We start from the raw sequence: 13,095 nt of genomic DNA, 5'->3' as shown, positions 1-13,095 counted from the left end.
TAGCTAATATTTTGATAATAGTTACCATTTCAAGATAAGGGATTAATGCTGCCCGTCAGCATTTCCCTCAAACTATCTTCTATTTGTGAATCCTTTCACAGAATACTCTTCCTGCAGTGCTTAGCCTTAAGAATAGCCTTTCACTTTTTATATTTTGTTATTAACGGTTTGCCTTAATTTACTCAAGCATTAAGGAAGAAAATATGCCACAACAAAATTATCTGGATGAGCTCACGCCTGCTTTTACCCCATTATTAGCAATAAAAGAGGCTTCCCGCTGTTTATTATGTCACGATGCCCCCTGTAGTCAGGATTGCCCGGCGCAAACCGACCCGGGGAAATTTATTCGCTCCATTTATTTCCGTAATTTTAAAGGCGCAGCCGAAACTATCCGCGAAAATAATGCGCTCGGTGCGGTGTGCGCTCGAGTTTGCCCAACCGAAAAATTATGCCAGCGCGGGTGTACGCGTTCAGGAATTGATAAACCTATCGATATTGCGCGTCTGCAGCGCTTTATTACCGATTTTGAACAGCAAACCGCGATGAAAATCTATCAGCCGGCAACAAAAACGCTGGGCAAGGTCGCTATTATCGGTGCAGGTCCGGCAGGATTACAGGCCAGCGTAACGCTGAGCAATCTTGGTTATGACGTAACCATCTTCGAAAAACAGGCTCAGCCAGGCGGCTGGTTGCGCTATGGCATCCCAGAGTTTCGTTTGCCGCATTCGGTTTTGGATCATGAAATTGCCCGTATCGTTGAAATGGGCGTGACCATCAAGTGCAATTGTGAAGTCGGCAATGCCCTTTCCGTTGAGCAACTCAAAGCAGAATATCGCGCCGTACTGGTTACCCCAGGTATGTCTTACGGCTCAACATTGCCTCTTTTTGAGAAAGCGAATCACGTTGAAATTGCCGTCGATTTTCTGCAACGCGCCCGGCAATCAAGCGGCGATATTACCGTCGCCAAAAGTGCATTGATCATCGGCGGTGGCGACGTGGCGATGGATGTCGCCAGTACGTTGAAACTGCTGGGCTGCCCGTCAGTCACCTGTGTCGCGCGTGAAGAACTGGCTGATTTTCCGGCCAGCGATAAAGAATTCAGCAGCACCCAGGCATTAGGCGTGTCGATTATTGACGGTTTCACGCCCGTGGCGGTAAGCGGAAATCAAGTTACCTTTAAGCACGTACGCCTGCCAGGCGAACTCATGCTAGAAGCCGAGCACATTATTCTTGCCGTTGGTCAACACGCTCAGCTTGATAATTTCGCCACGTTAAAGCCACAGCGCAATCTAATCAATACGCAAAACTACCAAACTGCTGATCCGGTTCTGTTTGCTGCAGGCGATATTGTTGAAGGCGATAAAACGGTCGTTTACGCCGTGAAAACCGGAAAAGAAGCCGCTCAGGCCATTCATCACTATTTAGAGGGAGCTTGCTCATGTTAACGAAAGATCTTTCTATTACCTTTTGCGGCGTCAAATTTCCCAACCCGTTCTGCCTCTCTTCCTCCCCGGTGGGCAACTGTTATGAAATGTGCGCCAAAGCCTATGATAGCGGTTGGGGCGGCATTGTTTTTAAAACGATCGGTTTCTTTATTGCGAATGAAGTTTCCCCACGTTTTGACCATCTCAGCAAAGAAGATACCGGCTTTATTGGCTTCAAAAACATGGAGCAAATTGCCGAGCATCCGCTGGAGGAGAATCTGGCTGCTATTCGGCGACTGAAACAAGACTACCCGGATAAGGTTCTGATTGCGTCGATCATGGGGGAAAATGAGCAGCAATGGCAGGAACTGGCCCGCCTGGTTGAAGAAGCGGGTGCAGATATGATCGAGTGTAACTTCTCCTGCCCGCAAATGACCTCGCATGCTATGGGCAGCGATGTAGGACAAAGCCCTGAGCTGGTTGAAAAATACTGTCGGGCGGTTAAACGCGGTTCGTCCCTGCCAATGCTGGCTAAAATGACACCAAATATTGGTGATATGTGTGAGGTGGTGCTGGCGGCAAAACGCGGAGGAGCCGACGGTATCGCGACCATCAATACGGTTAAATCCATCACTAATATCGACCTGAACAGGAAAATCGGGATGCCGGTCGTCAACGGTAAATCTAGTATTTCCGGCTACTCCGGCAAGGCCGTTAAACCTATTGCTTTGAGATTTATCCAACAACTACGCATGCACCCTGAACTGCGGGATTTTCCGATTAGCGGCATTGGAGGAATTGAGACCTGGGAAGATGCCGCCGAGTTTTTACTGTTAGGCGCGGCCACGCTGCAGGTGACCACCGGGATCATGCAATATGGATATCGGATTGTGGAGGACATGATCAGCGGGCTGTCACATTACCTCGCCGATCAAGGGTTTGACTCACTGGAGGAGATGGTGGGTCTGGCCAATGCCAATATCATCCCCGCCGAGGAGCTTGACCGTAGCTACATTGTCTATCCGAACATCCATCTTGATAAATGCGTCGGCTGTGGTCGTTGCTACATCTCCTGCTATGACGGCGGGCATCAGGCGATGGAATGGAATGAGGAAACCCGTACACCGCACTGCAATACGGAAAAATGTGTGGGATGTTTATTGTGCGGTCACGTTTGCCCGGTAGCCTGTATTGATCTGGGCGAGGTGAAATTTAAACCCGGAGAGAAAGAACATGCGTTAACGTTGTAACGCAGATAAAAAAGCCCGGTGCAGGTTGCGCTGCACCGGGCTTTTTACATTGTACGATTACTTCTTACGCGCGTACTTCAGTGAGTCCAGCGCAACCGCGAAGATGATAATGCCGCCCTTGATAATATACTGCCAGTAAGGGTTTACGCCGATGTAGGTCAGACCGTAGTTGATGACGGTGAAGATAATCACACCGGTCACCACGCCAAACACGGTACCTACCCCGCCGCTGAACGACACGCCACCAACCACGCACGCCGCAATCGCATCCAGCTCATACATAAAGCCGAGGTTGTTGGTCGCCGAGCCGATACGCCCGGCTTCCAGCAAACCACCGAAGGCATAGAACACGCCAGACAACGCATAGATAATCAACAGGTTCAGCGCAACGTTTACCCCAGACACTTTCGCTGCTTCCGGATTTCCGCCGATGGCGAAAATGTTTTTACCGAAGCGGGTCTTGTTCCACAGCACCCACACAAAGGCCACGGCAATCAGCGCGTAGAAGGTGATGTAGGAGAGTCGGAAACTGCCCAGTGCAATAAAGCCCTGTGCAAAGGTTGAAAATCCGCTATCAAAGCCAGAGATTGGCGATGCACCGACGAAGTCGTAGTACAGGGAGTTGATCCCGTAAACGATAATCATCGTACCCAGGGTGGTAATAAACGGCGTCACGTTCAGGTAAGCAATGATAATACCGTTCACCAGACCGATAATGGCACCAATCACGCAGACAATCAGCACCACTACAATGATCGGCATCGTCGCCATTTCCGGGAACACCTTGTTGGCATTCTCCATCGACTGCAACAAAGTCGCTGCAACCACTGCCGCCAGGCCAACCTGACGCCCCGCCGACAGGTCGGTCCCTTGGGTAACAATCAGTCCAGCCACACCCAATGCGATAATAATACGCACCGAGGATTGTGTGAGAATATTACTCAGGTTTAGTAAGCTTAAGAAAGTGGGATCCTGGAAAATAATAATCGCCAGCAAAACCAAAAGAACAACGTAAATTCCGCCTTCTTTCAGGTAAGTAAGAAAACTTTTCTTATTTAACGCACTCATGAGGAGCCCCTAATCTTAAAGGTGCAAAGACGCAAGACGGAGGATTTCGTTTTGCGTTGTTGTTTTAGTGTCAACAATTCCGGCAACGAGACCATTGCTCATCACCAGAATACGATCGGTAATACCCAGCAGCTCCGGCATTTCAGAGGAAATAATAATAATCCCCTTATCCTTTTTCGCGAGTTCAGCAATTAACTGGTAAATTTCAAATTTCGCGCCAACATCGATTCCACGCGTCGGTTCATCCAGCATCAGAATTTCTGGCTGCGTTAATAACCAACGACCAATAACCACCTTTTGCTGATTACCGCCAGAAAGTGAACCAATTTGCGTACGATGGCCTGGTGTTTTCACCCTCATGGAGTCAATTACCCACTGGGTATCACTCTTCATGCGGGAATTATCCAACAGACCGACTTTGTTTTTGTAATTTTGGATATTAGAAATTAACGAGTTAAAACCAATGTCCAGATACGCATAAATACCGGTTGAGCGGCGCTCTTCCGTGACCAGCGCAAAACCATGGTTGATGGCTTCATTTGCACTGTGGTTATTAATCTTTTTGCCGTGTAGCGTAATCGTACCCGATGATTTCTCACGAATACCAAAAAGCGTTTCAACAATATCCGTGCGTTTTGCGCCGACCAGACCGGCAATCCCGAGAATTTCCCCTTTGTGTAAATCAAACGAGATATCACGAATCGACGGCTGACGCAGCGAGGTCAGGTTACGCACTTGCAGAATGACTTCACCAGGTTTGTTTTCTTTATCCGGAAAACGTTGGTTCAGTGAACGCCCTACCATCATGGCGATGATCTTATCCATATCCAGCCCTTCCAGCGGCTGGGTCGCAATCCACTGGCCGTCGCGTAGAACGGTAATTTCATCACACAGCTGGAAAATTTCTTCCATTTTGTGAGAAATATAAACAATACCGCATCCACGCTCTTTCAGCTTACGGATGATAGTGAACAGATGATTAACTTCTTTCTCGGTTAACGATGAAGTTGGTTCATCCATGATGACGATTTTGGCGTCATAGGAGAACGCCTTCGCAATTTCAATCATCTGCATTTGTGAAACGGATAATGTGCCGACGCGCGCACGCGGATCGATATCAATATCCAGTTCATCAAATATCGCTTTGGTATCGCGGTACATTTTTTCCTGATCGACAAACATGCCTTTGGTGGGATAGCGTCCCAGCCACATGTTGTCCATCACAGAGCGTTGTAATACCAGGTTTAATTCCTGGTGTACCATCGAAATACCATTCTCAAGCGCTTCCTTAGCAGAATGAAAGTCGATTTCTTTACCCTGAAATAAAATACTGCCGGAATCTTTTTGATAGATGCCGAAAAGACATTTCAATAATGTTGATTTCCCCGCGCCATTCTCCCCCATTAAGGCGTGAATAGAATGCGGGCGGACTTTTAAATTGACATTATCAAGCGCCTTAACGCCGGGGAAGGACTTGTTGATGCCGGTCATTTCCAACAAGTATTCGCCTGACGACTGAGTATGTGTGCTGACCATAATTATACCTTGTTGGCCTTGCAGAGTGCGTTATTAAGGGCGCAATGAAATTGCGCCCACAGACGGAGTATTTACTTATTGGTGAACTCGGCCAGATTATCTTTATCGACACCTACGTACGGAACGCGAACAATCTTGTTCTCAATTTTCCAGTTAGTGCCATCTGCCGCACCTTTGCCATCAGCCAGGTTTTTCGCCAGATCAAAGGTGGCTTTCGCCTGGTTATTAGCATCGTTCAGCACGGTACCGGCCATAGCGCCAGATTTCACCAGCGCCAGTGCTTCAGGCAGGGCATCCACGCCAAATACCGGTACGCTGGTTTTATTGTGTGCCTTCAGCGCTTCAACTGCGCCCATTGCCATCGCATCGTTGTTGGCGATAACGACTTCGATTTTGTTCGCGTTCGGACCGGACATCCACGCATCCATCTTATCTTTCGCCTGAGCGGTATCCCACATTGCAGTATCTAACTGCAGTTGCTCAGTTTTAATGCCTTTGTCGTTCAGCTCTTTAATCACGTAAGTAGTACGTGCTTCAGCATCCGGGTGTCCCGGTTCGCCTTTCAGCAGAACAAACTGAATTTTGCCGTCTTTGTTCAGGTCCCAGTTCGGGTTAGCTGCCCAGTGTTTGGCAATCAAATCACCCTGAATAATACCGGACTCTTTAGAGTCAGTACCGACGTAATACGCTTTGTCATAGCTGTCCAGCGCCTTGCGAGAAGGTTCTTTGTTGAAGAACACGATCGGTACGTTCTGTCCGCGTGCTTTTTCAATGACCGTGCCTGCAGCTGCCGGGTCAACCAGGTTAATCGCCAGTGCTTTAACGCCTTTTGCCAGCAGCACGTCGATCTGATCGTTTTGTTTGGACTGGTCGTTCTGCGAGTCGTTCATCAGCAGTTGTACATCTGGCGCCGCTTTGGCATCTTTTTCAATAGCCTTACGTACCACTGACATAAAGTTATCGTCATACTTATAGATAGTCACACCAATACGGGTATCAGCAGCGTGCGCAGCCGCGCCGAATAACATGCTTGCCATTACAGCAGACAGGGTCAACACCTTCTTATTCATGGTATCTCCGGTTTTATTATGCAGGGTAGTACTTGAGATAAATGCTCGGCAGGCAGAACGTTACTGAAGTGTTACTGAACGCCGAAGCTCACTTTTAAAAATATTTCTTCCGTGTCTGGCAACGCTCCCAAAACAGGCTTTAATTATCGTTTAAGGCAGCTATACCTCGATGAAAGTGATTATTCACCGTTACATAGTAGTTACAGCGCAACAAACAGTGTCATCATAGCTATCGCATTGTTAATATACTGTGAATTTACTCACATATTGAAAGCGGTTACATCGCGCTGCGTTATAAGTTAGTGATCGGTGCCGCATTCTGCCGCAGCGCCACTGAATGGCGACGTACCAGCGTCGGCATAAAGCAATGCGTCGCCTGCGGATCCAACGTGCCAGCCGCGCCCTGTAGTGCAAGCTCCGTCGCCATTTTTGCCATAGAGGCAATGGGATAGCGCACGGTGGTTAGCTGCGGATCGGTGTAACGCGCGATGGGAATATCATCGAAGCCAATAATTGAAAGGTGTAATGGAATAGCGATACCGTTATCTTTTAGCGCGGTCAGCGCGCCAGCGGCCATATTGTCGTTATAAGCGAAGACTGCCGTCAGTTGTAAATTGCGCCCCAGCAGTTCCACCATCGCAGACTCTCCGCCCTGCATATCGGGCGAACCGGTGCCGACCCAGCTTTCTGCCGCAACAATCCCCTGCTCTTTCAGAGCAGTTAACCACCCTTCTTTGCGCATGGTGTCATCTTCAATGCGATGGCTTGATGCCAGATAACCGATGCGTTGATGACCATTATTCAGCAACATACGGGTCGCCATTTTAGCGCCGCTGATGTTATCCAGGCAGACGCAACGGTGGGCGTAACCCGGTACCAGGCGATTGATCAGCACCATGCCGGGGATTTGATCCATAAACTCGGCCAGTTCCCGATCGCTCAGTGCTTTAGAGTGTACAATCAATGCGTTACAGCGTTGGCGAATCAACACCTCAATGGCATGACGTTCTTTTTCCGCCTCATGGTAGCTGTTGCCAATCAGGACATACTTCTGATGCTGCTGGGCAACCATATCCACGGCTTTTACCAGCGCGCCAAAAAACGCATCTGATACATCCATGACGACAACACCAATCGTATCGCTTACCTGCGTCGCCAGCGCTTGTGCGTTGGCATTAGGTCGATAGCCAAGCTGAGTGACTGCTTTCATTACCGCTTCACGCGTATCGGGACTCACCAGCGCACTGTTGTTCAGTACGCGGGAAACGGTCGCTACAGAAACGCCAGACTGCCGTGCCACATCACGAATGGTTACCATATTCACTGCCCTGTTTTAGATTGCGGCTGCCCGCAGACACCCCAGGCTGGGTATTTTGTCAGCACAATGAAACGGACTGCGTGAGTGATGTCACAGGAATGAAAGCGCTTACATCCATTTTGTTAATGAATGTGATCCAGATCGTTATCTGGATGTTCGCGGTAATGATGTCCCTGCAGCACGCAGGGTTAATTGACGCCACAGCCATTCCACCGGGCCCTGGCGGTAATAACGTAGCCATATCACGGAGAAAAGTAAGTTAATGACCCAGACCGGGATGACGAAATACAGCAGCTCCAGCCGGTCGAATTTCATAAATAAGCCGAATTGATAGAACAGCGTGGTACAGATTAAGGTTTGTAACAGATAGTTGGTTAACGCCATGCGTCCCACACAGGCGACGGCAATGACCCATTTTAAACGGCTAAGCTGCGGCCAGAAACCGTACATCAGCGCGGCGTAACCAATGGTCTGCATCGGCGCTCCCAGCTCTCGCGGGGCTTGTAACAGGAAAGCACACCAGCGGTAGGCCCAGTCCAGATTCCACTGAGCGATGATAGCAGGCAGGTTTATCGCCATCCCAACGATGACCAGCAGCACGCCGGTACGTCGATAGTGCTGCAAACTGTACTGCCCTTTTAGCCAACCGCTGCGCATTAATGCCGCGCCGAGCAGCATCATCCCCGCCAGTTGCCAGCCGTACTGAGCACCCAACGCCAGCAAGCTATTGGACATCATATCCACGCGATTGCTGATTGCTTCCATTCCGCCGTTCACTTTCCAGTATTTTTCATACAGCAACGCTGAAGCATCCGGCGTCCAGGCGCGGCTGGTTTCGCTCCCGGAGATCACACCCAACAGCAGCAGTACGCCAACGCCCACCAGATACAGCAGCACACCAGTGTTAAATAAGCTTTTTACCGACGGCGCATCCCGGATCAGCCGCCAGCAAATCAGGCCGATCAAGCCATATGCCAGCAGGATATCGCCATCCCAGAAGAGTAAACCGTGAATAAAACCCAATAGCACCAGCAGCGTAAGCCGTGACTGGATCCAGCGTTTACCGCGTGGGAGCAGCATTTGCAGACCGGCACCGAACAGCAGCGCAAACAGCGTGAGGAATTTTACCTGCGCAAAGAGATCGAGCAGCGCCCAGGTCCAGGCATCGGATAAGGTGATGTCGCCATACCACGCAGGATTGAGATATGCCGCCTTTGGCAAGCCAAAGGCGCTAATATTGAGAAGTAGGATACCAAGAATGGCGACGCCACGAATAAAATCCAGCGTGACATTACGCTCCATGGTTCCTGCCCTAATCAGTTGTGATGACGTACTGCGCGCAGGAATTCCTGACGCGTGTTCTGGCTGGACTTAAACAATCCACCAAGAGAAGTGGTGGTGGTCGCACTGGTCGCATCACGAATGCCGCGCGCTTTCACACAGTAATGCACCGCATCAATCGACACCGCCACATTATTCGTCCCGAGCAGCGTTTGCAGCGCGGTGAGAATTTGCTGGGTCAGGCGTTCCTGTACCTGTGGGCGCTGGGCGAAGAACTGCACAATGCGGTTAATCTTCGACAGACCAATAACCGAATCTTTCGGAATATACGCCACCGTCGCTTTGCCATCGATAGTGACAAAGTGGTGTTCGCAGGTGCTGGTCAACGTAATATCGCGGACCGTGACCATCTCGTCCACCTTCATTTTATTTTCAATGACGGTGATTTTCGGGAAGTTGGCGTAATCGAGGCCGGAGAAAATCTCATCGACATACATTTTCGCAATGCGATGCGGAGTTTCCATCAGACTGTCATCGCTCAAATCGAGATTGAGCAATTGCATAATCTCGGTCATATGGCCAGAGATAAGACGTTTGCGTGTTTCGTTATCCATCTCTTGCACGGGCGGGCGCAGCGGGGTTTCGAGACCACGCGCAACCAGCGCTTCATGAACCAGTGCCGCTTCTTTACTGAGTGATGACATTTCTTCTTCTCCTGCAGGTGGGGCGCCTCTGCCCTGCATGGGGCAAAGTTTTTAGGCTGTATCACAGCCAGAACATTGTGCGTGAGGCGGCGCACATAATCCAGTATTCACCGCGATAATTATTGAAATTGGCACAGCCTTTCAGCTGTAGCAACTTCACTTTCTGTTCAGCCCGGTGACGTCGAGTGTTAATGTAAAGTTATATAGATGATGAAGTATGTTTGCTCAATGCGGAAGTGAAAGTTACTCACAGTGCAATGAATAATCTGTATTATGGTGAGTTCGCAAACACATACAGGTTCAACACAACAAGGAGCCACGCATGGAAATGCTTGAAGAGCACCGCTGTTTTGAAGGCTGGCAGCAACGCTGGCGTCACGACTCCGCCACGTTAAATTGCGCCATGACCTTCAGTATTTTTCTTCCACCACCCCGCGATAACGCCCCGCCTCCGGTGCTGTACTGGCTGTCGGGCCTGACCTGCAATGATGAAAACTTCACCACCAAAGCCGGCGCACAGCGCATCGCGGCTGAGCTCGGTATTGTTCTGGTGATGCCAGACACCAGCCCGCGCGGCGAGCAGGTTGCCAACGATGATGGCTACGATTTAGGCCAGGGCGCGGGATTTTACCTCAATGCCACTCAGCAGCCATGGGCAACGCATTTTCGTATGTATGACTATCTGCGTGATGAGCTTCCGGCACTGATTCATTCGCAGTTTAACGTCAGCGATCGCTGCGCCATCAGCGGGCACTCTATGGGGGGGCACGGCGCATTGATTATGGCGCTGAAAAATCCCGGGAAATACACCAGCGTTTCAGCCTTTGCGCCGATCGTAAACCCTTGTCGCGTTCCGTGGGGCGAGAAGGCTTTTAGCGCTTATCTGGGTGAAGATAAAACACAATGGACTGAGTGGGATAGCTGCGCGTTAATGCTGGCCAGTAAGCCCACAGACGCGATTCCGACGCTAATTGATCAAGGAGACAGCGATCAGTTTCTTGCCGATCAGTTGCAGCCAGCAGTGCTGGCCGAAATAGCCCGTCAGACCGCATGGCCAATGACGCTACGCATCCAGCCAGGTTACGACCACAGCTATTACTTTATTGCGTCGTTTATTGAGGATCACCTGCGCTTCCACGCCCAGTATTTGCTGAAGTAATTTCTGAGTTGAGGGCGTAAGCCCTCTTCATTTCTCCATCATTCCTTCACTTTTTCTCCTTTTTTCTTCCTTCACTATCTTATTGATTAAAAAAGTATTTCACCCCAAATCACATCAAACACAAATGATTTCTATTATCATTTGTGTTTACAAATATTCATACTTTTGTACAATCCTCCCGCTTCTTTACTGAAAAGAGTCCTTAAAAGACAAATACATACAATTGTCATGGCCTTTCACATGACGCGCAGTTTGATTCATTTAAATGGAATGATACAAATGACTATACCTCACGTTAAGGCTGTAGCTGCCGCAGTATGCGTCGCCAGTCTCCCATCACTCGGCCATGCCGCTGAACAAGATACCGTGGTAGTTACCGCTACCGGCTTTGAGCAGAAAATTCAGGATGCCCCGGCTTCGATATCTGTTATTACCAAGCAGCAGATTGAGGACAAAGCCTATCGCGATGTCACCGATGCGCTAAAAGATGTCCCTGGCGTCGTCGTCACCGGCGGGGGGAGCAGCAGCGATATCAGTATTCGCGGTATGGCTTCGCAATACACGCTCTTCCTGGTCAACGGTAAACGCATCAGCACCCGCGGCACACGTCCTAATAGCGACAACTCAGGTATTGAACAAGGTTGGCTGCCGCCGCTTGAATCCATCGAGCGTATCGAAGTCATCCGTGGCCCGATGTCATCACTATACGGCTCCGACGCGATGGGCGGTGTCATTAACGTCATCACCAAGAAAGTGTCGAATACCAAAGCCTGGACCGGTTCTCTGCACGGCGATGCCACTTTCCAGGAAGACAGAGACTCCGGTGATATTTACCAGACCAACGCCTATGCGTCTGGGCCACTGATTGACGGATTACTTGGCGCGAAGGTGACCGGGTTATTCTCCCATCGGGCGGAAGATAAAATCCTCAATGGCTACAATGAACAGCGTATGCGTAACGGGGGCTTAACCCTGAACTTTACGCCAGACGATAAAAACGATATCGATTTCGATTACGCACGTGAATTGCAGGATCGCGACAGTACCCCAGGCAAATCTATGGCTGAGGAAAACTGTCGTAACGGAAGCTGTAAGCCGAACAGCAAAAGCGAAAGCAAGTATGTGCACACCACATATTCACTAACCCACAGCGGTTATTACGACGACTTCAACTCCACCAGCTATGTCCAGCAGGAAGAGAGCGAAAACCCGGGTCGCCAGATGAAGTCCTACAACACGATTTTCAATAACCAGAATCAGGTATTCCTTGGAGCGCATACCCTGACGCTAGGCGGGCAATACCGTTATGAAAAACTGCGCGATAACGGCAACCAGCTGCAAGCGGCTGATGGGCTGAACAAACTGACCCGCTGGAGCTGGGCGTTGTTTGCTGAAGATGAATGGGCCGTTACCGATACCTTTACGCTGACCGGCGGTCTGCGTATGGATAAGGATGAAAACTACGGTGACAACTGGACGCCACGCGGCTATGGCGTATGGCATCTGAGCGATCAATGGACCTTAAAAGGCGGCGTTTCAGCGGGCTACCGTGCGCCAGACCTGCGCCAGTCATCAGCAAACTGGGGACAGGTCACCGGCGGCGGTCGTCTGAACGGAATCATTGTCGGCAACCCGGACCTGAAGCCGGAGAAAAGCCTCAGCGAAGAAATCGGCTTACTGTGGGATAACGGCGATAACCTCAACGCGGGCGTCACCCTGTTCAATACCGACTTCAAGAACAAAATCACTGAAGTGCGCCGTTGTAACAGCAGTTCCGATCCGGCCTGCACCATCGGCAATACCCATTATGACTTCGTCAGCGATCGCGTTAACGTCGATAAAGCCAATATGCGTGGCGTAGAATCCACCTTCGGCTGGAAAATAACCTCTGACATCAACTGGACCGCGAACTACACCTACACGGAATCTGAGCAGAAAAGCGGTCAGTTCTCCGGCCAGCCGTTGAACAAAATGCCGAAGCATATGTTTAACACGACGCTGGACTGGCAGGCCACGCAGGATCTCGGTTTCTGGAGCCGCCTGAATCTGCGTGGAAAAACGTCTGAATACCTGAGCCGTACTTCCATGGCACAGGGTACGCCGTCCTATACGCAGGTCGATGTGGGTTTACGTTACTATGCCACCAAGGATCTGTTGATGACCGCTGGCGTGTATAACGTGCTGGATAAGCAAATCGATTACGATACCTACGACACCGTTCTCGATGGTCGTCGTTACACGGTTGGCATGACTTACAGCTTCTAAGTTTGACGCAATAAAAAAAA

General features: G+C 50.0%; 10 protein-coding genes. 4 read left to right on the top strand and 6 right to left on the bottom strand.

Translation table 11 applies throughout. From position 1 onward, the window contains the following. Positions 1-203 precede the first annotated feature (203 nt). Positions 204-1,445: an NAD(P)-dependent oxidoreductase gene (locus tag OGV85_RS14880; protein ID WP_032949646.1), complete on the top strand. Its 1,242-nt coding sequence runs from the start codon at positions 204-206 to the stop codon at positions 1,443-1,445. Beyond that, positions 1,439-2,674 (top strand): NAD-dependent dihydropyrimidine dehydrogenase subunit PreA, encoded by a 1,236-nt coding sequence (gene preA, locus OGV85_RS14875; RefSeq protein ID WP_003027389.1) that lies wholly within the window; start codon positions 1,439-1,441, stop codon positions 2,672-2,674. The genes OGV85_RS14880 and preA overlap by 7 nt, the downstream gene beginning before the upstream one ends. A gap of 57 nt (positions 2,675-2,731) precedes the next feature. On the opposite strand, the gene mglC is transcribed toward preA, so the two are convergent. From mglC to folE, 6 genes are all read right to left on the bottom strand, one after another. Next, positions 2,732-3,742, bottom strand: coding sequence for a galactose/methyl galactoside ABC transporter permease MglC (mglC, locus tag OGV85_RS14870; RefSeq protein ID WP_003027393.1), 1,011 nt, complete (start codon positions 3,740-3,742; stop codon positions 2,732-2,734). A 15-nt stretch (positions 3,743-3,757) separates the two neighbouring features. After that, positions 3,758-5,278: a galactose/methyl galactoside ABC transporter ATP-binding protein MglA gene (gene mglA, locus OGV85_RS14865; protein ID WP_003027396.1), complete on the bottom strand. Its 1,521-nt coding sequence runs from the start codon at positions 5,276-5,278 to the stop codon at positions 3,758-3,760. Positions 5,279-5,349: 71 nt separating this feature from the next. Continuing rightward, positions 5,350-6,348, bottom strand: coding sequence for a galactose/glucose ABC transporter substrate-binding protein MglB (mglB, locus tag OGV85_RS14860; RefSeq protein ID WP_003027399.1), 999 nt, complete (start codon positions 6,346-6,348; stop codon positions 5,350-5,352). A 292-nt stretch (positions 6,349-6,640) separates the two neighbouring features. Next, positions 6,641-7,666 carry an HTH-type transcriptional regulator GalS gene (gene galS, locus OGV85_RS14855; RefSeq protein ID WP_003027402.1) on the bottom strand — a complete coding sequence of 342 codons (1,026 nt, stop codon included), beginning with the start codon at positions 7,664-7,666 and terminating at the stop codon, positions 6,641-6,643. 144 nt (positions 7,667-7,810) lie between these two features. Beyond that, entirely contained in the window at positions 7,811-8,968 is a 1,158-nt protein-coding gene (gene yeiB / locus OGV85_RS14850; RefSeq protein WP_061548540.1) for a DUF418 domain-containing protein YeiB, read from the bottom strand. A 14-nt stretch (positions 8,969-8,982) separates the two neighbouring features. Then, positions 8,983-9,651 carry a GTP cyclohydrolase I FolE gene (folE, locus tag OGV85_RS14845; RefSeq protein ID WP_003027410.1) on the bottom strand — a complete coding sequence of 223 codons (669 nt, stop codon included), beginning with the start codon at positions 9,649-9,651 and terminating at the stop codon, positions 8,983-8,985. Between the two features lie 322 nt (positions 9,652-9,973). Between folE and fghA the strand changes: the two genes are divergently transcribed. Both fghA and OGV85_RS14835 read left to right on the top strand, forming a co-directional pair. Beyond that, positions 9,974-10,810: an S-formylglutathione hydrolase gene (fghA, locus tag OGV85_RS14840; protein ID WP_032949649.1), complete on the top strand. Its 837-nt coding sequence runs from the start codon at positions 9,974-9,976 to the stop codon at positions 10,808-10,810. A gap of 279 nt (positions 10,811-11,089) precedes the next feature. Continuing rightward, positions 11,090-13,075 carry a ligand-gated channel protein gene (locus tag OGV85_RS14835; protein ID WP_032949650.1) on the top strand — a complete coding sequence of 662 codons (1,986 nt, stop codon included), beginning with the start codon at positions 11,090-11,092 and terminating at the stop codon, positions 13,073-13,075. The last annotated feature ends 20 nt before the right edge of the window (positions 13,076-13,095 follow it).

This window comes from Citrobacter sp. Cf132 (assembly GCF_030333885.1).
Taxonomy (GTDB): Bacteria; Pseudomonadota; Gammaproteobacteria; order Enterobacterales; family Enterobacteriaceae; genus Citrobacter; species Citrobacter freundii.
Note: the sequence above shows the minus strand (reverse complement) of the source record. Positions and strands in the feature narration are given on the sequence as shown.